Here is a 22,982-nt window from a genome sequence, read left to right as displayed (position 1 = left end):
ATCATAGAAAGCATTAAACGGCGGGTGCGTGATGGTAGCGTGCTGCGCTTAATCAGCCAGTTCTTAACAAGTGGGGTGATGGTTGAAGGCCATTGGCAGCAGACAGACACAGGGAGTCCGCAAGGTGGGGTAATCAGCCCCTTGATAGCGAACATCTATCTGGATGCGTTTGATAAGGAGATGATGCAACGTGGCCACCGCATAGTGCGCTACGCTGATGATATTCTTATCTTGTGTCGCAGTCGTTCAGCGGCAGAGAATGCGCAACGACAAGCGACCCAAATCCTTGAAGGTAAACTGAAGCTGACCGTGAACACAGAGAAAACCCACATCACACACAGTGATGCGGGTGTCAGGTTCCTTGGTGTGGAAATCGGGACGAAATATACCCGAATCCAAGCGAAGAAACTGGCATTGTTCAAAATGAAGCTAAAGGAGATGACAAAACGCAACGGGGGAAAACCGTTGTCACATGTCATCAACAGACTGAATCCACTGCTAAGAGGGTTCAGCCAGTACTTCAGGATTGCCAATGCCAGCAGGGCATTCAAGCAAATCGCGAGTTGGCTGAGACGCAGACTGCGCAGTGTTCAACTGAAGTTATGGAAAAAGGCGAGCCGCCTGCATCGCTGGCTACGACAGCGGGGCTACAAAGGCAAGTTCGCGTCCATGAGCATGACGAGTTGGCGCAGCGCAAGAAGCCCACTGGCAAGCTACGCGATGCCAAACAGCTGGTTTAACGAACTTGGACTGGTGAATCTGGAAGACGTTAGAACGGGAAATGTGCCCAGCAATTACGCTGGATAAACTGTACAGGAGCCGTATACGAGGCCCGTACGTACGGTTCTGTGAGAGGGATGAGGCGGTGATGCCTCACCCTACTCGATGTTATTTATTGCCGCATAGCTGGAGAGAATGGCGATGAAAGAAACAGAATTTCAACTGGGTGACATCAAACTATCAGCCTTGGATAACCAGGGGGCGGGCACGGTGGTGATAGGACTTCACGGCTTTCTGGATAATGCGGCTTCTCTTGCACCACTTGCCCCGTATTTACAGAACAGCCGGTTTATCGCGCTGGATTTAGCTGGCCACGGGCATTCTTCCCATCGTCCTGCTGGCGCGCATTACCATCAAGCTGATTTCCTGCAAGATTTGTATGCGCTGATCACAGAAAATGCGTTTTCAGACGTTATTCTATTAGGCCATTCCCTGGGAGGGATTTTGGCAACACTGTATGCCGCTGCTTTTCCCGACCAAATTAAAGCTGTTATTAGCATTGATGCCTGTGGACCACTCACAAAATCAGCGGACAGCAGTGCAGAACAATTGCGAGAATCGATTCAAAGTCGTTTTAAGAAGCGCAAAAACCGGCTAAATATCGTTGATTTAGAGGGTGCGGTTAAAGCACGATGTGCGGTATCAGATATTGATAAAGACAACGCCAGAGTGATTCTTTCCCGCAATCTCACGCAAGATGCATCGGGTCATTGTTTCTGGTCGAGCGATCCCAAACTGCGAACCAAGTCTACCCTGCGCTTTACTGAAGAGCAGGCCGAAGCGCTCATGCGAAATGTGCGTTGCCCGGTGTGGTTTGCTGCTGCGAGCAACAGCTTTAAGAAAATGCCGGATGTTTATAGCGTGCGTAAAGATTGGTTTGTTTCTAGCCAATGTGAAGTGTTTGAAGGGGGTCACCATATTCATATGGAAAAAACTGACGAAGTGGGGAGGGCAATTCGACAGTTTGTTGAACAATTGTAAACAGGAACGTTTATCTTTTTGTTGTCATCCTATAAGATACGCAACTAATCAGACCAGTTGTAAAATATTGGTTAAGCAGTATCTGTAAATCAACTATAAAAATAAACGTAACCGGAGGGTGTGTGGAAAAAATTTGGTTAGAGCATTACGACCCAAGTGTTTCGGCAGACATTGACCCTGACCGCTATGCCTCTATTGTCGATATCTTCGAGCAGTCTGTAACAACCTATGGCGATCAGGTTGCTTACATGAACATGGGGCACAGCATCACGTTCAGAGAACTTGATGAATTATCAGCCCAGTTTGCAGCCTATTTGCAACACAGTGGCCTGAAGCGAGGCGCTGCCGTTGCTATTATGATGCCCAACGTGCTGCAGTATCCTGTTGCCATGTTTGGCGTTCTCCGCGCCGGTTTAACCGTTATAAACGTAAACCCTTTGTACACTGCTCGGGAGTTGGAACATCAACTGAATGATGCCAATGCTCAGGCGATAGTGATTGTTGATAACTTTGCTGCCACGTTGCAGCAAGTGGTCGGCAAAACAAACCTTAAACATATTTATCGCACTGCCCTGGGTGATATGTTGCCTGCGCCAAAGCGTTGGGTGGTCAACCTGGGCGTTAAATATATCAAAAAACTGGTACCTGACTTCTCACTGCCTACTGCCGAATCTTTTATGTCGGCAGTAAAAGCGGGAGAAAAGCTAAGCTATCAACGTCCTGACATTAACGGTGACGATTTAGCCTTTCTGCAGTACACCGGCGGAACCACAGGCGTGTCTAAAGGGGCCATGCTGACTCACCGGAACATGATTGCGAATCTTGAGCAAGTTTCCGGTATTCTCGAAATCGTTATTGAGCCCGGTAAAGATTTAGTGGTTACCGCGCTGCCGCTTTATCACATCTTCGCACTGTTGGCGAACTGTCTGCTGTTCTTGAAGTTTGGCTGTCCTAATCTGCTTATTACTAATCCACGGGATATGCCAGGTTTTGTCAAAGAGCTGTCTAAACATCAATTCGCGATACTGCCTGGTGTAAACACCCTGTTTAACGGTTTGCTGAACACACCAGGTTTCAAAGAATTAGATTTCTCCCATTTCAAATTTGGTCTTGGCGGCGGTATGGCCGTTCAGCGTCCGGTGGCGGAGCGCTGGCAAGCTGTTACGGGAACGGTTTTGTTGGAAGGTTACGGTCTGACGGAATGTTCCCCAGTGGTTGCGGTGAACTCGCCTAAAATTAAGGCGTACAAAGGGGCCATCGGCATGCCTATTCCGTCAACAGACATTCGTCTGGTAGACGATGAAGGTAACGATGTGGCGCCGGGGGAGGCGGGAGAAATGCTGGTAAAAGGCCCTCAGGTGATGAAGGGATATTTGAATCGTCCTGAAGACACCGCGGAAATTTTAAAAGACGGCTGGCTGTCAACGGGTGACATTGCGAAGTCGGATGACGAAGGTTATTTCTATATTGTTGACCGTAAAAAAGATATGATTCTGGTTTCCGGATTCAACGTGTTCCCGAACGAGATTGAAGAAGTGGCAGCCATGCACGAAGGTGTTGTGGAAGCAGCTGCGGTAGGCATGCCTCACGATGTGAGTGGGGAAGTGGTGAAACTGTTCGTCGTGGCCAAAGACAAGAGTCTGACTGCCGAGCAGGTTATTGCCCACTGCCGCACGCATCTCACAGGTTATAAAGTACCGAAGAAAGTGGTATTTAAAGATGACCTGCCGAAAACAAATGTAGGTAAAATCCTGCGACGGGAATTACGGGATTAATCGCTCCTGCTCGAATAAACACTTGGGACAGCCGGCTACTTTGCCGGCTGTTTTATATGATGAAATATAAACTAATAACCGATGAAAAAGCGCTGAGAAGCGTGTGCGAAAAAGCGGCGGAAGCTGATGCGGTAGCCATTGATACCGAGTTCGTGCGAACCCGCACATTGACGCCTCTGCTAGGTTTGTTGCAGATGTTCGATGGCGAAAACCTGGTACTCATCGATCCGCTGGCGATTGACGATCTGTCTCCATTTGTCGAACTGATGGCCAACCCGAATGTGGTTAAGGTGCTGCACTCTTGTTCTGAAGATCTTGAAACGTTTCTGGCTGCCTTCAGCATGGTGCCTGCTCCCATTTTCGATACCCAGTTTGCCGCCAGTGTATTAGACATGGGGCCCACGTTGGGCTACGCCAGGTTGGTGGAATTGATGAGCAACGTGGTGCTGGATAAAGGTGAGTCTCGTACAGACTGGCTGGCACGTCCATTGCGCGAAGCGCAACTTAGCTATGCCGCCAACGATGTGCTTTACCTATTACCCGTTTACCGTCAGTTGGCTGAGAAAATTGCTCAGGTTGGTAAATACGAGTGGGTAACGCAGGAAATTGCTGCACTGGCAGAGAAAAAGAAAGCCCAGGTGCCTTTAGAGCAGGCATATCTGCATCTGAAAAATCTGTGGCGTTTAACACCTGAACAACTCACGGTATTTCGTCATCTTGCAGCATGGCGGCTAAAAGTGGCGCGGCAGAAGAATCTGGCATTGAATTTTGTGATTCGAGAAGGCCAGATGTTTGATATTGCTGTCAGAATGCCAGTAAGTCGAAGCGCGCTGAGTCGCACCGAGGGCTTGCAGCCCCAAACGCTGCGCCGCTATGGTGACATACTTATCAACCTGGTGGCTGAAGCCCGGGAGTTATTCGAGGATACGCCGGCTGACCGTAAGCTTGTACCTATACGCCGACTTATCGATTTTCCTGAATACAAGAAAAACCTGGCGGCAGTAAAACGGATCTGTGCGGAAGTGGCGCAAACACAATCCGTAACCGAAGAAGTCATAGCGTCGAAAAAACAAATCAATCAATTACTGAAATGGCAGTGGTTCGACTTAGATGAAACTCGATCGCAAGGTTTGTTACCAGATCTTCTCTCCGGATGGCGCCGGCCGCTGCTGGAGGAAAAACTGACCTCCCTGTTGGGCCCATTGGCCTTTGACAACTAGGCTTACGGCTTTCGAAAATACCGAATAAACCCAGGAAATTTTATGTTGTGTGCAGTGTATAAAACTCGTCGCAAAGAAGGCATGTATTTGTATGTGCCGGGCAAAAATGCCTTTGACGACGTGCCAGAAATTCTAATGCAAAAATTCGGCACTCCTGAATTAGTGATGCTCATTCCCCTTGATAAACGGCCTCAATTAGCCGGTGTGAGCAAAGCCGATCTCGAAGCCGCGTTAAAGGATAAAGGTTTTTATCTACAAATGCCGCCAAAGGAAGAAGACATGCTTGCGACCCATCGCGTAGAGCAGGGGTTAACCCCTGATGTGGATAACAAGCGCTAATGTTGTTCAATCAGACTAAACACTGCCTGATGGTGGCAGGTATGATGCTTTCGCTAGCCATACCCAGCGTGCGCGCCGAAGAAAAAACAGAAGCGGGTTTCAATGCTTATTTAGCCGACATCAAAACCGAAGCCGTAAATAAAGGCTTTGACGCCGCGTTGGTCGACAGTGCGCTGGATACCGCAACGTTCAGACCCACAGTGGTGAAAGCAGACAAAAATCAGCCGGAAAAGAAAATTACCCTGGATGATTACCTCGCCACCCGGGTACCAGACTGGAAAGTGAAGCAAGCACTGGATTTGTATAACCAGCACAAAGTGTTACTGGATGAAATCGGTGAGCAATACGGTGTACAGCCGCGCTTTATCCTAGCTCTGTGGGGGAATGAGTCTAACTTCGGCAAAATACAGGGTCGCTATCCGGTGTTTTCCGCACTGTTGTCGCTGGCTTATGAAGGCCGCCGAGAAACTCTCTTCAAAAAGCAGTTTTATGCCGCATTGGAAATTATTCAAGATGGTCACATTCACGTTGATGATTTAAAAGGCTCGTGGGCCGGCGCAATGGGACAAAGCCAATTCATGCCCACATCGTTTCTAACTTATGCTGTGGACTATGACGGCGATGGCAAAAAAGATATCTGGCAGACCCCTGCGGACGTGTTTGCGTCAATTGCCAATTTTTTGTCTAGTGAAGGGTGGAATGACGATTTTACCTGGGGGCGTCAGGTGAAATTTGTTGATGGCTATAAGGGTGAAAATGTTGGCTTAGGGAAAGCGGATTTTGTCCCGCTTGCAACTTGGCAACAACGTGGTGTGCGTAAATTTGACCTATCCAATTTACCAGATGCCGATATTAACGCGTCGTTAATTATGCCTGATGGCATCGATGGGCGACTGTATCTGGTTTACAATAACTTCCATACACTGATGAAGTGGAACCGGTCTTCCTATTTCGGCATTTCTGTGAGTTATCTTGCCGATCGCATTAAAAAAGGGCAATAGCATGTACCAGCATAAAACTTCAGATGGACAAGTCATTGATTTGCCAGTTACACGTGCGGTATGTATAGGCCGTAATTATCTCGATCACATTGCAGAATTAAACAATGCTGTTCCCGATGAAGCGTTGTTTTTCATGAAGCCGGCTCCCGCACTGTGCGATATGTCGCAGCCGGTAACAATTCCTGACGATTTAGGCGAATGTCACAACGAACTGGAACTCGCGGTTTTGTTGAATAAACCGCTGAAGAATGCGTCTGAAGAGGACGTGTTGGCTGCAATTGAAGGTTACGGTTTAGCGTTGGATCTCACCTTGAGAGACGTACAAAGTAAACTCAAGTCGCAGGGTTACCCGTGGGAACGTGCGAAAGCGTTCGATGGTAGCTGTCCTTTATCAGGCTTTGTTCCGGCGTCTACGTTTTCTGATCCTGCAGATATTCATTTTACCCTTCATATTAATGGTGAGATGAAGCAGCAGGGGCATACCGCTAAAATGATTCGACCTTTATTAGCGCTCATTGCCGAAATGTCGCGTGTATTTACGCTGACACCGGGCGATGTGATTCTTACTGGCACGCCAAAAGGCGTGGGTCCTTTAGTGGCCGGTGACAAGATTGAAGCTATTCTTGAGGGTGGCTTAACGGTTACAAGCCGGGTGGAAGCGTAATGGAACGTTTCTGGGAAACCAAATCGCTGGAAGAAATGAGTAACAGCGAGTGGGAATCGTTATGTGACGGCTGCGCAAAGTGTTGTTTGCACAAGTTCATTGAGGACGATGAGGCCGAAGAAGCTGCCCCAACAGACGTTATCAGTGAAGGCGAGGAAATTCATTACACCAATATCGCGTGCTCACTGTTGAACACCAAAACCTGTGCCTGTACCCGCTATGCCGAGCGAACTCAGTTGGTGCCTGATTGTGTAAAGCTAACGAAAGCAAACCTGAAAGACATCTTCTTTATGCCGCCAAGCTGTGCTTATCGTCGCCTGCATGAAGGACGTGGTTTGCCGTCCTGGCATCCGTTGCTGCATAAAGGCAAGAAAGCAAAGATGCATCAGCAGGGGATGTCGGTAAGAGGTAAAACGGTGTTTGAAACCGATGTCGATTTGGATGCCTTCGAAGATTACATCGCCAGCTGGCCATTAAAAGATATCGATTAATTACAGCGCTGGCTTCTTTCGAGGCAGAGCAATAGCGAGCAGTTTATTTAACTGCTCGCTTTATTCAATCATGCTATTCCGTTGTGACTGCATAAAGCAGTGCATTTCTTCCACTCACCCGTTTGCGTAAAAAACCCTCTTTTTCTGCCCCCAACTTTTCTGCCACCCGAAGGCTTGCCTTGTTGTTAGGTTCGATCAGAAGTTCCAGTCTGTGCAGGTTCATCTGAGTAAATGCCAGCTTTTTCAGTGCCTGACTTAATTGTACCGCAACGCCTTGTCCGCACGCCTCAGGGCGGATCCAGAAGCCAAGGTTAGCATTGCCATGCAGCGGGTGGATATAGTTAATAAAGCCCATGCCAAGACACTTTCCGTCCATCACAAGCAGGTAGGTAATGCCATAGCCGCTATCGCGTTGCGCTTTTAACGTCGCGATGCATTGACGGGCCTGCGGTAGGGTAACCGGGCACAGCGCAGTACCCATCCACGGACGTACGTGATTAATAGATAACTGTGCGGCTTCACAAAGCATCTCAGCATGCTTTTCACTGATCCGCTCAATACTAATTGGGCTGGCAGTGGTAGCAATAGCAGGAAGCCGGGAAGGGAGGGTTGATAAGTCGATCAAAAGGGTTTCTTGTCCAGAATACGGCTGCCAAACACGATTACGAATACGGTGGTGTAAACCCCGAAGATCACCATCATCCATTCAGGCATACCCAAACCGAACATGCGCCAGCCATCATCAAGACAATCGCCTTTCGCTTCAAAAATAGGCGGTAGCCATTCGTGCAGAGGCATAAATTCCGGGAAGTTAGGCACAATACCGCAGCGGGAAAAAAGGGAAAAACTATGGATGATTTCGTATTGCTCCTGGGCAATCATAAAACCCCATACTGAGGCTACGATCCAGCCAGCAAATGCGAGCATGCGGGTTACGCCGTTGTTCACGATTAATACCAGTAACGCCGACAGCATAATACTAATCACAGCGGTGCGCTGATAGATACACATAATACAGGGTTGTAAGCCGTTTACGTGCTGGAAATATAATGCGGTAGAAAAGAGCCCGAGGGCAGAGAGAAACAACAACAGCCAGGCGGGTTTGTGCTCCGCCTGGCTGCTAATCCATTGAATGACTTTCATTGTCCGATAATGACCTTAGTGCGATTCGCCACCCATCATCGGTGACGCAGTATGATGCTCAATAAGGTGCATATCATAAAGCCACTGGGTCGAGTCTGCCAATCCAAAATAGGTGGCTGCTAGTCCTACTAAGGTGAGTACAATGGTATAAGGCAGCGCCATCATCACCATTTTGCCATATGACAGGCGAAGGAGTGGGGCAATGGCAGAGGTGAGCAAGAACAGAAATGCCGCCTGACCATTAGGCGTCGCAACCGATGGCAGGTTTGTACCGGTGTTAATAGCAACCGCTAGCAAATCAAACTCGTCACGGGTGATTTGGCCTTCCTGAAGCGCAGCCATGACTTCTGTTATGTAAACAGAACCTACGAATACGTTATCACTCACCATAGACAGTGCACCATTGGCCAGGTAGAACATAACAAGCTGCATTTCGCCTTCGAATGACAGTACCCAATGGATAACTGGTTGGAACAGGCCCTGGTCGATAATAACGGCAACCACACCAAAGAAAACGCAAAGTAATGCAGTGAACGGCAACGCTTCTTCGAAGGCTTTACCCAAAGCATGTTCTTCAATGATGCCGCTGGCAGAGGTAGCCAGAACAATAACCGACAGGCCGATGAGACCCACAGACGCGAAGTGACCGGCAAGCCCAACAACCAGCCACACACCAATTAATGCTTGTACCGCCAGGCGCGCTTTGTCGCGATTCGTGCGGCCTTGGTCCATGTGTTTGTCGTAAGACACCAGAATGTCACGTACAGCTTCAGGTAACTTCGCGCCGTAGGAGAACAATTTTGCCTTCTCCAGAAACACGGTTGTGAGCAATCCACAAATAAACACAGGAACAGTGATTGGAGACATACGAACAAAGAACTCGCCAAAGCCCCAACTGGCTTTGTCGGCAATGATCAGGTTTTGCGGTTCACCTACCATGGTCATTACACCACCGAGTGCAGTACCTACTGCCGAGTGCATCATCAGGTTACGCAAAAATGCGCGGAAATTCTCAAGGTCATCGCTACCGAGTTGAACGTTGCCGTCGTCGGTGTGATCGTGGTCGTGGTGGAACTCTTTGCCCGATGCCACTTTGTGGTAAATCGTGTAAAAGCCTAAACCTACTGCAATGATTACCGCTACCACGGTGAGCGCGTCTAAGAACGCCGATAAGAAAGCAGAAGCAATAATGAAAGAAAGCGATAAGACCAGCTTGTTTTTTACCCTGATAACCAGTTTGGTAAACAGGAACAGCAGCAGGTCTTTCATGAAGTGAATACCGGCAACCATGAACACTAGCAGCAACAGAACCTCAAGATTAACCTCGATTTCGTGCATCATGTGTTCCGGCGAAGTCATGCCTATAAACATGGCTTCAATGAGCAACAGACCACCCGGCTGCAAAGGATAGCATTTCAGCGCCATCGCCAATGTGAAGATAAACTGGATTACCAGCACCCAACCAGCGGCGTATGGATCCACCATGAAAAGGAAGGGATTGATGATCAGAAACGCTACAATCGTTTTTTTGTACCAGTCCGGCGCATGTCCCAGAAAGTTCTTATAAAGCGCCATTGGTAGCGATGTTTGCATAGTTAATTTTCCTTTAACAACAAGTTGGCGGTGTGCCTGGCCCTATATTGATAATTATTCAGTGTAGCCGTTTTAAAAGACAAGTTATGGTTTTTAGTGGTTTTTTGTGACCAATGCCTTATCTGACATCTGACTCTACATCAAATTTTGACCCTGAGAAAGTCGGGCCAGATATCGATGTCGGCATGCTGCGGTGCAGCAGAGAAAGTGGTGGGTTGACCAAAATGCACCTAGTAATCGTAAGATTATTTAAACATCAATAAGTTACAAAAAAATTAATAAAAGCCAATTGGTTAACGAACAGGCAGACTGCTAGATATGTAAAATTAAAAAGAAATTCGGATAACTTTAATAACAATTCATTTACTGGCGAAAATGTAGCCGTAAAACGGGCGCAGACCCCGCCAGCTCTCACTTTTTGTAACGGGGTGCGTTACAAGCGTGCAGCTAATATCGACACTTAACTTAATGTTGCGGATTATGTTGTCCGCGCTAATTTTGTGAACATTTGTATGAGGTGTTAGTCATGTCGATGTTAGGCAAAGCGATATTGGCCAGATACCTTACCAAAAGTTACCGCAGCCCTTGATAGCGCCTCTGCTTCCTGTTTAATCGCCAGGCAATGATGGTGGTTCTCATCACTACCGTTTGAAATAGAGCGTAATAATTGCTCAGCATTTTCAACTGATGCCAATTGCGAATGCGTCGATTCAACAATTTTTTGGTTGAGTAAGGTTATCGCATCAATGTCTTCCGCCAGCTGGCGAAAAGAGTGAATCATGGTGCTAGCATCATCTGATGAGCGGGTGGCAATGGCTGCGCAACTGGACAATTGTTGTGCATTATTCAAACTTTCTCGTTGAAGTTGTTCAATTTCCATTTGAATTTTTTCAGTCGCGTCGTGGGTTTTCATTGCCAACTCTCGCACTTCATCGGAAACGACCGCAAACCCCCGGCCATTTTCGCCCGCACGGGCGGATTCTATGGCTGCATTCAACGCCAACAGATTCGTTTGCTCAGCAATTGATTGGATCAATTCAACCACGCTACCGATTGATACAATATGTTCTGACAAGGCTTGTGCACTCTTGCTAGATGCCATTAGTTCGTTGTGTAGGGTATGAAACTCATCGATAAATGATTGAATTCGCGTAATATTTGAAGAGGCTTGCTGATGACTGTTACGGGTGTTTGCTACCCCCTGATTGACAAGTTCATGAATTTGATTGGCTTTTTCCAGGATACTGCTGGTCATAGCACTCACAGAAGTCGTACTGTGTTTTTGTTCCGAACTGGTCGTTTCCGCATGATCGACTTCAGGTTTTACCTTTTCAACATGACTGAGAATGTCACTGGCCGTGGCAGACATCATGCGAATACTTTGTTCAAAATCGCCGAGTAACTGATTAAATGCCAGCGCGGTTTCTCCGGCTTCAGTGCCGTATTCTACTGGGGCACGAAGTGATAAATCCTTTTCTTTTACAATTTTGTCCATGGTTTGCATTGTGTCTAGCCACACGGTGCGGGCGCCATGTTCTACCACATTCAGACCTAAATCTTCATCACCACCTGAAACACGCAAATCATGAAGTTTGTTAAGAATGAAAAATACCAGGTATCCGAGTCCGAAAGCCCAGACAAAATAAGCGACAATACCGGTGACTTGCGTTGCAGCTTGAGAGAGGGTGCTGCCTGCAGGCAAAACTGAGGGATCGGCGAAGAATGCGAGTGCCAGTGTGCCCCATACGCCACCAAATCCATGAACTGCAATGGCTCCGACAGGATCATCGAGCTTAAATTGATAGATGAGCCAGTCTTCAGCGAAATATACGATGATGCCACCTAGCGCACCCACAATTAGTGCATAATTTGGTGAGATAAGCGCGCAGCCAGCGGTTATGCTAACCAGGCCTCCTAATACCCCATTTAGTGTTTTCTCGACGGCAATTTTACCCTTACCCAAGGCCGCCGCCATCACAATACAAGCAAGGCCACCGCCGGCAGCAGAGAGCATTGTATTGAGAATAATACCAGGAACAGCATCGTCGGCTGCTAATTGACTGCCGCCATTGAAACCGAACCAGCCAAAAAACAAAATAAAGACACCTAAGGTGGAAAGAAGCAAATTGTGTCCGGCAATAGGTTGCGGTTCTTTTTTCTCGTTGAACCGGCCTTTTCGTGCTCCAAGTACAATAACACCTGCCAGGGCTACCCATGCGCCTACTGAATGCACAACAGTAGAACCAGCGAAATCAACAAAGCCACGGGCTTCCAACCAGCCAACATGCTCAGCACCGGCAATACTGCCCCAAGCCCAGTGACCAGACACTGGGTAAATAATGGCACTTATCACAATGGTAACAATAAGATAGGCATTGAATTTCGCTCGCTCTGCTACCGCGCCGGCAACGATGGTGGCGGCCGTTCCGGCGAAAGTAGCCTGGAAAATAAAAAACGCAATCGTGGAAGGGGTGGTGACTTCGCTGCCCATAAAACCGGAAAACGCCACAAATTTCCCCCCGTCGCTGCCGAACATGAGAGCATAACCCACGCTCCAGAAGGCAATGACCGCTACGATGAAATCACTGACATTTTTTATTGCGACGTTGTAACTGTTTTTTGCTCGTACAAAGCCTGATTCCAACATGGTGAAACCTGCTTGCATAAACATCACTAGTCCAGCAGAAATAAGAACCCAAAGGATATCGATAGGTGCCAAATCCATTTTCAGAATTGTCCGGTTATAGAAGGAGAATTCTTTTTAGTGTAGAACAAAAAAAATACAGTGCGAGGGTTTGTTATTTTCCCGAATTACAACGTAAATCGAATTACTCTGTTAGCGTTGACGGTTGAATTTAGTTGGAACTAGAAGCACAAACACTGTGTTTATCTGACTCTCAGTTGCATCTCAACGCCATCTTCCTCATCTTCCCGGGTGACCACAAAGCCGAAATCGGCGTAGAAATTTCTCATTACATGATGGCCCGGCATGTAGAGGATTGAGATAATTTTACATTCCGGAATAGCACTGATTTCCTTAATAGCCAGTTCTGTGGCTTTTTTACCAATGCCTTGACCCTGAAGTTTTAGGTCTACCATAAACTGAGCGATATAAAACTCATCCGGCAAGCCTTCTTCCAACTCCTGATAATATTGCAGGAATCCAACAACTTCTTCGCCCCGATAAATGGCGCGATTTACATAATGATCGTAGAAACTTGATTCGGCAATCGACTCTGCATTGAGCGCCACATAGGCTTCCTGCTCTTTGGAGATTTCCAGTTCAATCACATCGACCCAATTGTCCAGCGTTACTTCCCGTAAACTGATTTCCATTTCAGCTCCCTTGGTGTAATTGTAATCAAACAGGGATATGGTGTTTCAGTTGAAGATTTCCAGTACTGGCATGAAGAAACTTAAAATGCTGTTTACAAACGAAAACGGGCCACCCAAGGTGACCCGCTAGTTTCATCTCACTTTTAATGAGGGCTGAGCTTACTGCTCTGCATCTGTTTTTGGCGTGTCTTCTGGCGCCGCATCACGCCAACGCTTACGCTCGCCCTTATCGCGTGGGCCTTTGTCATGACGACCTTCACCACGTGGACCGCCGCGCATATCTCTTTGTTCACGAGACATCATTTTTTGTAACATGGCCGTTTTCTGTTCGTCAGTGAATACCGTCCAGAATTCGTCGCGTAGCGCCTTTTGCTTCTCTTTAAGTGTCTCAAGTTTTTGCTTTTGCGCGTCGGTTAGCTCAATGTCTTTCATCATTTTGTGCATCATCGGCGGCACGGTTTGTTCCATACGATCCGCTTTGTCGTCGTCACTATTTGCAGCCAGCGCCAGCCCATTGATGCTTGCGCCCATGAACACTGCTGCGATGCTGACCAGACCAATCTTTTTAAGTGAACGTTTCATAATGTTCTCCTGGAAATTTGTTCAGCCTCTTATTGAGGACAGCTTCATACTAGCGCGCTGAATGTCACGAAACGTTAAGAAGTGCAAATCTGGTGTGAACATATGAAAAGTCAGGCATTATTACCCATGTTAGAGTAAAAACAGGGCGCCAATGAGCATTCTATTAATTGAAGATGATAAAGGTCTTGCTGAATTACTTACTGAGTTTCTCAGTATGTCTGGTTACGATGTTGTCCATTGTGCCGATGGTGAAGCTGGTTTGCAGGCCGCGCTTACCCAAACCGACATCGACTTGGTGCTGTTAGATGTAATGCTGCCGAAAATGAATGGACTGGATGTGCTCAAAGGCATTCGCCAGCAAAGTGAGTTGCCGGTTCTTATGCTCACGGCAAGAGGGGATGACTTAGATAAAGTACTTGGCCTGGAGTTGGGGGCAGATGATTATCTGGCAAAACCGTTCAACGACCGTGAACTGTTGGCAAGAATTCGGGCCATTATTCGACGGACCGGCGATAAGCCATCATCATCCTCAGATGCTGCGCGCGAAAACAAAAAAATGTTACTTCAAGTCGGTGACATTGAAATTGATACACAAAAAATGTCAGTCAGTTGTCATGGTAGCGAGATGGAGCTAACAGGCAGCGAATACGCCTTACTTAAGTATTTAGGAAGCAAGGCCGGCGAACTTATCAGCAAAGATGTGTTATCAGAAACTTGTCTTGGCCGCAGGCTGCAAGCGTTTGATCGCAGTATCGATACGCACATCAGTAACCTGCGCAAAAAGCTCAATGCAGTGAACTCCTCGGTGGATATAAAGAGCCAACGCGGCCGTGGTTACGGAATTTTCGTCTGATATGCGCTCCATTCGTAATTTTAATCTCAAGGTGTTGAGTTGGTTTTGGCTGACTATTCTGGTTTGCTTACTTTCTATTGCCATCCCTGCCTACATCATGCAGGAGCTTTCAGATAACTCTCATCTCACTTCCCGTGAAAACCACCTGCTGGAAAATTTTGCTAAAAAAATGAATGCTGTGGTTGCAGAAACAGGGGATAACCGCCGGGCAATCCGCTCACGTTATCGAGATCTGGATGAAAGAATGCCATTCCAATGGTTTATCATTAATGAAGAGCTTGAGATCGTTGCCAGCAGTGCGCCAGTAAGAGATTCGTTAAAGAGCCGTTTTGATAGCCGACGTTTCTGGTTATTTGCCCGCGGTGAACATCCACGCGACATCAACATGGAATGGACACGCATGATTGGGCCCGCGACACTGAGTTCTCGCCCCGATTGGAAGCTCATCTTATGGCGTCCTGAGCGGCCACGCCCAGAAGACATTTTTCAGGCAATGCCTTGGTGGTTAATGGCGTCAATCTTTGTACTTGTGACTTCTGTAATGAGTTGGCTATTGGTGCGCTCAATCGCTCGCCCGTTAAACCGGCTAGGCACAGCCTTCTCAACCGTGGGAAATGGCGGCTTGTCTCATCGTATTGAGTTCGATATTGCCAGCAGTAAAGACAGTGAGTACGCATCTTCTGCGCCTTTCACCCGGCTTTTTGCCCAGTTTAATGAAATGACAGCGAAAATTGCTGCTCTTATTCAAAATCAAAAACGTCAGAGTGCCGATATTTCACATGAGCTTAGAACGCCGTTAACCCGACTGCAAATGACCTTAGCGTTGGTACGCCGCAAATGTGAAGATCCGGCATTATTCTCTTTGCTAGAGCGTGCTGAGCGGGAAAATGAACTACTTAATTTACATATTCAACGGCTATCCGACCTAACCACCATGGAGGCGAGGGCGATTCAGCAGGGCATGGTAACCTTGAGTGTTTCCTCGTTGCTCGATGCGCTCTGTGAAGACGCGGCATTTGAAGCCGAAGGGCTGGACATGCAGTGGCAGCATACGTTATGTGATGCCACTCTTACCGTGTATGAAGAGCCGTTTATCACCGCGATTGAGAATGTGGTGCGCAATGCGTTCAAATATGCAGCATCATCGGTATCATTACGTTGTGCTCTTGAGAATAACGAAGTCATCATTGTGATCGATGATGACGGCCCCGGAGTGGAAGAATCTGATTTAGCGCGACTTACCGACGCATTCTATCGAACAGATAGTGCGAGAAGCAGCGAGACTGGTGGTCTTGGACTCGGTTTGGCCATTACTGCAGAGGCAGTGAGACTGAACAGCGGTAAACTCTTGTTCCGCCGAGCCGACAAGGGTGGGTTGCGAGTGGAAATGCGTTTTCAAACAGCAGTGAACTAAAGCGATCCTTTTTCCTGTCTCACTTCGTTTAACTCATATCATCAATACTTTTAAGTGGTGGAAGCGATTATGTCTTCAGCGCCGGTGCGATTTTTTCTGTTCGCCGTTATGTCTCTCATGTTGTTATCAGGCTGTGCCTCTAATAAGCCCCAAATTAATATGGATGAGCAACAAAACTTTGCTGCTATTAAAACCTTCTATGTGAAGCCTCCGTTGAATTCCGTTAACGTCACTCTTGAAAATCAACTCGAATCCGCCATTACTTCCATCATGCGGGGTAAAGGTTTAAGCCCAGTTGCTCAGGCTGATGCCGACATAGAAGTCGCATTTTTGCCGACAACAGCGCGAAAGCAAGATGGTAAATCGGTAAGCTTGGGATTGGGCACCGGCGTATTTGGCCGTACCACCGGTATTTCGCTAGGGAGTATCTTCAGTGTGCCTGTGGGTGAGCAGGTCTCTGAATATCAAAACTTGCAGATTGATGTCATAAAAAATGGCAGCTTTATTTATAGTGCGGCCGGTAGTGCAGAACTGGATGCCAGCGACAATATTAGTGTACAGCGTGCACTGTCAGATTTAGTCCGTGAGCTTCTCGAGCCTTATCCGGCAACAAATAAAGCGCAGTAAGTAAAAAGGTTGCGTTGGCATATTTTGCCCCCAATTCGATTAATTCAACTCGTTATTACAAAGGTAAATGAATGACTCGCCATTTCGAAAAAGCAGACGGTTTATGTGAACACAAAGATCCGGCAACGAACGGCTTCGTATTTAACCAAACCATGCTGCGTATTGCTGATCCCGAACGGTCACTGGACTTTTACACTCGGGTGATGGGCATGACGTTATTGAAAAAGTTGGATTTTCCAGACATGGCGTTCAGTTTGTATTTTTTGACGCACGGAGAAGACTTTTCTGATATCAGCAGCGATGAAGCTGAGCGCACGGCGCAAACCTTTGGACGTCCTGCCATGTTAGAGCTCACCCACAACTGGGGCGATACCGCAGAGAATAAAACGTACCACAATGGAAACACTGAACCTCGGGGCTTCGGCCATATCGGTTTTCATGTCCCCGATCTCGAAGGCGCATGTGCTCGTTTCGAAGAACTCGGTGTGGCATTTCAGAAGCGTTTAGCCGACGGCAAAATGAACAATATTGCTTTCATTAAAGATCCCGATGGTTATTGGATTGAAATTTTCGACGCCAACCGGGTTGCTAGCGGAAAGTAAGATACCCTCAAATTTTCAATTCGTTCTTCCTGCATTTTGCCTGCTCAAGTACTTTGAGCAGGTCATAAATCCCCTCTAATTTATCTAATCTTTAGCTGCTTATCTTGCGTAACAAATTTGAATTCAAGGTTTTTTAGTTCAAGTTTGAGGAGACGGTAATGTCCACTGACCATGGAAATCAGATTAAAAACGATGATCGTTACGAAGCACTAAGAGACAAAGGCTACAGCAAGGAAAAAGCCGCGCGGATTTCAAATGCGCAGGCGAACCCTAATTAGCACCCGTCTGAGAAGGGCGGTAAAGCCAAGAAATACGAAGAGTGGACCAAAGATGAACTTTATGAGCGTGCGCAGGAAATTGATATTGATGGGCGTTCGAGCATGTCGAAAGATGAGCTTATTGATGCGTTGAGGAATCATTAAATACTAGAATAGAGGGCTTACGGCTCTTCTGGGTTGGTTGTTTTTTGATCTTTTAGAGTGGGTGTTGGTGCGCAACTTAAGTTTTTTTCGATATGCTAAAGTACTTTCTTTTCTGATAGCCAACGCGTCAAGTTTATGATTTCTTTGTCAATTAGTGCCTTTGGCAAGTGTTCTTGCCTCGCACTTATTGCTAATTTAGATAGCAATCACCGCATATCACTATCTATATAATTGTCTTAAGGAAAATTCCTCTGGTACAATCAGTTCGATAATAAGAGATATTCAGACGAGACACCGATGATATACAAAGCCCAGAGCCCGGCAGGTTTTGCTGAGGAGTACATTGTTGAGTCAATTTGGAGCGGCCGCTTTCCACCGGGAACGATTCTTCCGGCAGAACGAGAACTGTCCGAACTGATTGGCGTCACTCGCACCACATTGCGCGAAGTACTACAACGTTTAGCCAGAGATGGCTGGCTGACTATTCAGCACGGCAAGCCGACTAAGGTAAATAATTTCTGGGAAACTTGCGGCCTGAATATTCTTGAAACGCTGGCTCGCCTGGATCAAGACGGTATTCCCGAGTTGGTTGATAACCTGTTAGCAGCACGCACTAACTTAAGTGCGGTGTTCATCCGCATGGCTATTCGGAACAACCCTGAAGACTCGGCAGAAATCATTGCTCGTTATCTGGAAGTGGAAGAAGACGGTAAAGCCTTTGCGCACTTCGATTACCAGCTCAACCACGATCTAGCGTTGGCATCGGGGAATAAAGTCTTCGTGCTGATGATGAATGGTTTCAGAGGATTGTATTCCCGTATTGGTGGATACTTCTTCTCACACCAAACTGCCCGTGATGTGGCGAAAGACTTTTACAGCAAGTTACTAGAAACGGCAAAATCCGGTGAACATGAGAGTGTACCGAATCTTATCCGTCAGTACGGTATCGCATCTGGCAAGGTGTGGTCGCAGATCCGCGAAGACATGCCAAAAGATTTGGTTGATTGATTTAAAAGAAAGAGGCGAATGCCTCTTTTTTTATTTTTGCAGTTTAGTATGTGATTTCTAACTTTATGTCTTAGTTTAACGAGTAGTTAAATAGCTTATTAAAGGAGACAGAGTGATGTCCAAATCAGATACCATCAAAAGTAAACTGAATGACGCTGAAGATTTTGCCCGTAAAGTTTGGCTTGCTGGCTTAGGCGCCTATGGTAAAAGCGTGGAAGAAGCGCAGGGCCGTTACGAGAAGCTAAGCACGGAAGCGTCGAAAGTATTCGATGACTTAGTGAAAAAAGGTGAATCGTTAGAAGACGATGCCCGTACCAAGTTCAAAGAAACATCCGACGATGTAGAAAACCGTGTTAGCGATGTGCGTAAAAAGCTTGGCCTCGATGTTGACAACACCGATCAGCGCATCGAAGAATTGTCTGCGAAGATCGACGCCCTCACCGAGGCGGTAGCAAAGCTGGCTGCCAGTAAGTAAGTCGATTTGGCGCTGGTAACACGCCGTTATCAGCGCACTCGAGGCGTAATTTACTGACAAAGGGCATTATCATGACAGCGAGAAATAAACCCAATGGTCCATTAACGGGTTGGTTAGAAGCGGGTAGTGAGCTTGTGGCAGAGCAACTAGCCGGTGTGACCAAACAGGTTAATGCGCACATTGAAAATCAGCAGCGCACCATCGATGAGCTTCAAGCTAGAGGCGCGGTGCTGGATGCAAAAATAAAGCAAGCGCTTTCACCCGCAACCGTTTTGGACAACGTTGAACAAATGGTTAAAGCGAATCCGCTTTGGTCGTTGGTGCCTACGTTTAATAACAAGGGTGCAAAGAGGGCTGAGCAGCTTGATGCACTATCTGCCAAAGTGGATTTGTTGGTCGAGCAAGTGGCTCTGCTTGCTGCGAAAGAAGCTAAAGTCAAAGCAGAAAAGTTGGCCGCCGAAAAGCTAAAACAAGCTGAGGCAGAAGCTGTATCATCAGCATCCACAGAGACGGTTGTAAAACCTGACGACGATAAACTCGCTACGCCAGAGAAACCCACTCGTCGACCTTCTACCCGCAAGAAGACGGTAGCGACGACGCCGAAAGTGAAAACACGCTCAGTGTCGACGGCAAAACCACCAACAAGAAGTTAAGTTAACGCCGGCTAGATGTCGGCGTTTTCAACATATCTAACGCCAAATGATTTGGTTCTTCTTATCAGCATAGAACTCATGGGCTTCCCAATATGCCGGAATATGATTATCCACATCGTCCATGGTGAAGTTCTTGCGAAGCAAGCTCATGATCTCCGCCATTCTCTCCCGGTCCATGGTCATCAGCTTTTGTTTGCTTTTGTCGTAATAGAGGTTGCGTTCGGCAGGAATGCGCACCTCTGTTGTGGGTGAACAAAACTGCTGCTGTCTGGAAACGACCTTACAGATAGGTTCATCCGGTTTTTCCGGATTCAGTCTTGTTACGATGGCATATTCATAATGATCTTTCTCTTTACCATCGTCACCCACAGGAATAAAACACACCCCAAATCCAATGGGGAAATGTCCCACCATGGATATGAAATATTCAGTAAGGCGTCGACTCACATTTTGCTGCTTAGATAATTGCTCGATGAGAATATAGCTTTTCGGAATAGAGGCTCGGCTGTAAGCCGCTTTTGTTGATAGCACAAAGGAGGCATACACTTGCGGTATTTTGATGATGTCGCCAATGCCGATTTTACCAATAAAGGTGTTTTGAATGATTTCGAGGGCGAAAGCGTGACCTTCCTTGCTGCCAAAAGCCTCTTCTGGGGTGAGGGCATCCTTCAGGTAGGTCACCGTGTATTGATAATTTAATTGCAGCAGTTGTTTTCTTTCGGCATCGCTGATTTCCCTGAAGGGATCAAGCTTACCTTGTTTGCCAACCAGGATATCCTGCGCGGCTTTATGGTTGAGGCCAATATCTTGCAGAAGCGCAGCCGTAATAACAGGAACCGCAATGTACTGCGTCCACTCATACATCTTCTCGTGGTCATCAAATCGTCCTAGTAACCCTCTATGCTTTAGCAGGTAAGGGTGCTTTAGGGCATCGTCGGCCAGTATTTTATCAACCAAACGCAGTGCAAGAATCGCTTTGTAAAGGGGTCTTAGGCGCTGATGTTGGCGGGCATAACCAGGATTATTTTCCCTTGTAAGAAGGAATAAGGTTCCGAGTACACGTGCCGTGGAATTCTGCGTTTCGAAGTAAGTTTCACCCTCACAGAGGTCTAAAATGATGCGAACTACCCGCTGCAAATGCTGGTTGCGTTCAAGCAGCGCTTTATCGTGTAACGCGACTTTTTGATTGTACTTTTCAGTCAGTTCATCAAGCAGCTTTTGATTAGCACGATGGGTTTTTACTTCGTTTATTTCCAGCGCAAGGGTATTGATCTCAGCAGTGAGTGCCGGCGCTGTCTCGAAGTAATGTTGAGCAAGGGAGACTAAGGTAGGTTTGGTTTTCCCGTTAGCATCGACAAGCTCTGTCAGATTTTTAATTCTAACGACTAACGGACTATCAGCTTGTTCAAGTTTGCTATTCACAACAACCTTCTGAATGACGTTCCATCTAAGTAGATTCCGTTCTGGCTGATGATGTTGCGTGACCCGATACCCTGGCTTCACGTTCTTTCAGCTTAGCTAATAAACGCCTTAAAGTCTCACTAATTTTTGTATTTCTCTCAATATTATCAATGTGTTCCCACGTGGCTCGCTCACCGTCTGAAATAAGGTTGGTAACGCTTTCCAAAGTTGGGTTCGCCATAATTTGCGTCAGACTTCGCAACTGCCGTTGCGGGAGAATGTTGATATTTCCCACATACTGTTGATCGATTATAGACCGCACCTTGTGGATTGCGAGTTTGGTACCGCGGTGATTGACCCACTTCTCCAGAACATCAAACGCAAACACACTGTTACTTTTCGCCAGTTGCCTTACATGTCGGAAAGTCAGGCCGGTAATGCTGGTTTCTTCGCTTCGGTTGGCGGGCACGAAAGGGATCGCAAGGGGATTTGTTTGGCTGACAATGCTGTGGTTAACGCCGTAAAGGCGTGATAATTGTTTATAGGGCAAATCGGCCATCATCGAACCGTCGACAAAGCGGCGATTTGGAATGTAGGGCACAATATCGCCCAGAAGATTTTTCGCTTTTAATTGCACAGGGCTGAAAAACACCGGCACGGCGGTTGATGCCCGAACCGCTTGTGTAATAACTGCTCTGGGCGAGGTTTTTGCATTGAGCACTCTTGACTGCTGATGTAAATCTGCTGGAGATACGCTTACGTTTATGTGCTTACCGGAAAGCGCAAAAGCTTCGTCAAAGGTCATAATGTCGAACAATTCAATTAACGTGTTTTCCAGCGCCCGACTGTCGAACAGTGATTTTTTACCGAATCCCGACCAGTGCCGCCAGTATCTGAATTTTTCCAGAATAAATTCCGGGGCTAAACACGCCTCTAATTCTGATTGTTCTCGTGTGCCAATAAGGGCGGCGATAATTGCACCTGCGCTGGCACCGGAAATCACGCCGGGCAGCAGGTTTTGCTGGTTCAGTGATTTCACGACTCCAGCATGAAAAATACCGAGTCCGGCACCGCCAGACAGCATCAGACACGATTGACCAAATGCGTACGTTGTCTCTTCAAAAAAGCGTTTTTTCTCATAGAAATCTACTAATGATTCGTCGGCTTCATAAATGGTGTTAAGGGCGGTGACGACTTCATCGATAAAAGTCTGGATAAGATTCTTTGTCCCTATTCGGCAGTGGCCGAGCAGAGCGGGATTGGCGATATTCCCAAGATTACCATGCAGCCCCTCATGAATAATGGACATCAGGCCGTATACATCCTGCAGCTTTCTTGCTGCCTGCATTCTTTCTACCCGTTTACGAATGAGGCGGTAATCATAATGCTGACTCACGACTTCGTTTTTCCACGCATCGGCGCCAGATAGCGCATCGTGAGCGAGACTAGCTTCACGGTAAGTGGGGTAATCCGCAGCATTCGCTATCTCTTTTTCAATTGCAGATAGTCCGGGGGTGAAAATGGCCATACTTTACCTCTTTAACGATGCTACCCAAGCCCGCCTGTGCTCACACGCATGATCTTCCTCTATGCCACTTTCGTAACGGTTTGCAAGCAACGAG

Annotated in this window: 24 protein-coding genes and 1 pseudogene; 17 read left to right on the top strand and 8 right to left on the bottom strand. The window is 47.1% G+C overall.

From position 1 onward, the window contains the following. The 8 genes from BFC18_RS10090 to BFC18_RS10055 form a co-directional block, all read left to right on the top strand. Window positions 1–807: reverse transcriptase domain-containing protein (locus BFC18_RS10090; protein ID WP_245680317.1), on the top strand; the 807-nt coding region annotated here is incomplete at its 5' end. Window positions 808–921: 114 nt separating this feature from the next. Next, window positions 922–1,761 carry an alpha/beta fold hydrolase gene (locus tag BFC18_RS10085; protein ID WP_070125419.1) on the top strand — a complete coding sequence of 280 codons (840 nt, stop codon included), beginning with the start codon at window positions 922–924 and terminating at the stop codon, window positions 1,759–1,761. 122 nt (window positions 1,762–1,883) lie between these two features. Further along, the gene (fadD, locus tag BFC18_RS10080) at window positions 1,884–3,536 is read left to right on the top strand and encodes a long-chain-fatty-acid--CoA ligase FadD (RefSeq protein ID WP_070125418.1); all 1,653 of its coding nucleotides are present in this window, start codon (window positions 1,884–1,886) and stop codon (window positions 3,534–3,536) included. A 59-nt stretch (window positions 3,537–3,595) separates the two neighbouring features. Continuing rightward, window positions 3,596–4,756, top strand: coding sequence for a ribonuclease D (gene rnd / locus BFC18_RS10075; RefSeq protein WP_070125439.1), 1,161 nt, complete (start codon window positions 3,596–3,598; stop codon window positions 4,754–4,756). A 42-nt stretch (window positions 4,757–4,798) separates the two neighbouring features. Then, the gene (locus BFC18_RS10070) at window positions 4,799–5,095 is read left to right on the top strand and encodes a YcgL domain-containing protein (RefSeq protein ID WP_070125417.1); all 297 of its coding nucleotides are present in this window, start codon (window positions 4,799–4,801) and stop codon (window positions 5,093–5,095) included. Beyond that, on the top strand, window positions 5,095–6,096 hold the full coding sequence (locus BFC18_RS10065; protein ID WP_070125416.1) for a lytic murein transglycosylase: 1,002 nt from the start codon (window positions 5,095–5,097) through the stop codon (window positions 6,094–6,096). Before BFC18_RS10070 ends, BFC18_RS10065 begins: the two co-directional genes overlap by 1 nt. Before the next feature lies 1 nt (window position 6,097). Further along, window positions 6,098–6,760, top strand: coding sequence for a fumarylacetoacetate hydrolase family protein (locus BFC18_RS10060; protein ID WP_070125415.1), 663 nt, complete (start codon window positions 6,098–6,100; stop codon window positions 6,758–6,760). Further along, complete coding sequence (locus BFC18_RS10055) at window positions 6,760–7,251, top strand: YcgN family cysteine cluster protein (RefSeq protein ID WP_070125414.1); 492 nt, start codon at window positions 6,760–6,762, stop codon at window positions 7,249–7,251. The genes BFC18_RS10060 and BFC18_RS10055 overlap by 1 nt, the downstream gene beginning before the upstream one ends. 73 nt (window positions 7,252–7,324) lie before the next feature. On the opposite strand, the gene BFC18_RS10050 is transcribed toward BFC18_RS10055, so the two are convergent. The 6 genes from BFC18_RS10050 to BFC18_RS10025 all read right to left on the bottom strand — a co-directional run bounded on the left by BFC18_RS10050 (window position 7,325) and on the right by BFC18_RS10025 (window position 13,905). Then, window positions 7,325–7,876: a GNAT family N-acetyltransferase gene (locus BFC18_RS10050; protein ID WP_070125413.1), complete on the bottom strand. Its 552-nt coding sequence runs from the start codon at window positions 7,874–7,876 to the stop codon at window positions 7,325–7,327. Further along, window positions 7,873–8,394, bottom strand: a complete 522-nt coding sequence (gene dsbB, locus BFC18_RS10045) for a disulfide bond formation protein DsbB (protein ID WP_070125412.1) — start codon at window positions 8,392–8,394, stop codon at window positions 7,873–7,875. The genes BFC18_RS10050 and dsbB overlap by 4 nt, the downstream gene beginning before the upstream one ends. Window positions 8,395–8,409: 15 nt before the next feature. After that, window positions 8,410–9,987 (bottom strand): sodium/proton antiporter NhaB, encoded by a 1,578-nt coding sequence (nhaB, locus tag BFC18_RS10040; RefSeq protein ID WP_070125411.1) that lies wholly within the window; start codon window positions 9,985–9,987, stop codon window positions 8,410–8,412. A gap of 535 nt (window positions 9,988–10,522) precedes the next feature. After that, a complete protein-coding gene (gene amt, locus BFC18_RS10035; protein ID WP_070125410.1) occupies window positions 10,523–12,712 on the bottom strand; it encodes an ammonium transporter in 2,190 nt (729 codons plus the stop codon). A gap of 161 nt (window positions 12,713–12,873) precedes the next feature. Further along, complete coding sequence (locus BFC18_RS10030; RefSeq protein ID WP_070125409.1) at window positions 12,874–13,323, bottom strand: GNAT family N-acetyltransferase; 450 nt, start codon at window positions 13,321–13,323, stop codon at window positions 12,874–12,876. A 159-nt stretch (window positions 13,324–13,482) separates the two neighbouring features. Next, entirely contained in the window at window positions 13,483–13,905 is a 423-nt protein-coding gene (locus BFC18_RS10025; protein ID WP_070125408.1) for a hypothetical protein, read from the bottom strand. A gap of 151 nt (window positions 13,906–14,056) precedes the next feature. On the opposite strand from BFC18_RS10025, the gene BFC18_RS10020 reads away from it, so the two are divergent. The 9 genes and pseudogenes from BFC18_RS10020 to BFC18_RS09985 all read left to right on the top strand — a co-directional run bounded on the left by BFC18_RS10020 (window position 14,057) and on the right by BFC18_RS09985 (window position 19,959). Beyond that, complete coding sequence (locus BFC18_RS10020; RefSeq protein WP_070125407.1) at window positions 14,057–14,758, top strand: response regulator transcription factor; 702 nt, start codon at window positions 14,057–14,059, stop codon at window positions 14,756–14,758. A 1-nt stretch (window position 14,759) separates the two neighbouring features. Then, window positions 14,760–16,172, top strand: a complete 1,413-nt coding sequence (locus tag BFC18_RS10015; protein ID WP_070125406.1) for an ATP-binding protein — start codon at window positions 14,760–14,762, stop codon at window positions 16,170–16,172. Window positions 16,173–16,241: 69 nt separating this feature from the next. Then, complete coding sequence (locus tag BFC18_RS10010) at window positions 16,242–16,799, top strand: DUF4136 domain-containing protein (RefSeq protein WP_070125405.1); 558 nt, start codon at window positions 16,242–16,244, stop codon at window positions 16,797–16,799. Between the two features lie 71 nt (window positions 16,800–16,870). Then, window positions 16,871–17,401 carry a lactoylglutathione lyase gene (gene gloA / locus BFC18_RS10005; RefSeq protein ID WP_070125404.1) on the top strand — a complete coding sequence of 177 codons (531 nt, stop codon included), beginning with the start codon at window positions 16,871–16,873 and terminating at the stop codon, window positions 17,399–17,401. Between the two features lie 158 nt (window positions 17,402–17,559). Next, window positions 17,560–17,679 carry a DUF7218 family protein gene (locus BFC18_RS22145; protein WP_425388371.1) on the top strand — a complete coding sequence of 40 codons (120 nt, stop codon included), beginning with the start codon at window positions 17,560–17,562 and terminating at the stop codon, window positions 17,677–17,679. 57 nt (window positions 17,680–17,736) lie between these two features. After that, a pseudogene (locus BFC18_RS22035) lies at window positions 17,737–17,823 on the top strand (Rho termination factor); the annotation flags it as partial. A gap of 297 nt (window positions 17,824–18,120) precedes the next feature. Then, window positions 18,121–18,831, top strand: a complete 711-nt coding sequence (gene fadR, locus BFC18_RS09995; protein WP_070125403.1) for a fatty acid metabolism transcriptional regulator FadR — start codon at window positions 18,121–18,123, stop codon at window positions 18,829–18,831. A gap of 115 nt (window positions 18,832–18,946) precedes the next feature. After that, a complete protein-coding gene (locus BFC18_RS09990) occupies window positions 18,947–19,306 on the top strand; it encodes a phasin-related domain-containing protein (RefSeq protein WP_070125402.1) in 360 nt (119 codons plus the stop codon). Window positions 19,307–19,377: 71 nt separating this feature from the next. Beyond that, window positions 19,378–19,959 carry a hypothetical protein gene (locus BFC18_RS09985; protein WP_070125401.1) on the top strand — a complete coding sequence of 194 codons (582 nt, stop codon included), beginning with the start codon at window positions 19,378–19,380 and terminating at the stop codon, window positions 19,957–19,959. A gap of 36 nt (window positions 19,960–19,995) precedes the next feature. Here BFC18_RS09985 and BFC18_RS09980 read toward each other — a convergent pair whose 3' ends face one another. Beyond that, on the bottom strand, window positions 19,996–21,381 hold the full coding sequence (locus BFC18_RS09980) for a hypothetical protein (protein ID WP_070125400.1): 1,386 nt from the start codon (window positions 21,379–21,381) through the stop codon (window positions 19,996–19,998). A gap of 25 nt (window positions 21,382–21,406) precedes the next feature. Then, window positions 21,407–22,888, bottom strand: coding sequence for a patatin-like phospholipase family protein (locus BFC18_RS09975; RefSeq protein ID WP_070125399.1), 1,482 nt, complete (start codon window positions 22,886–22,888; stop codon window positions 21,407–21,409). Window positions 22,889–22,982 lie beyond the last annotated feature (94 nt).

It is taken from the genome of Alteromonas confluentis, from assembly GCF_001757105.1.
GTDB classification, from domain to species: Bacteria; Pseudomonadota; Gammaproteobacteria; order Enterobacterales; family Alteromonadaceae; genus Alteromonas; species Alteromonas confluentis.
This window is presented reverse-complemented; position numbering and strand designations above follow the sequence as displayed.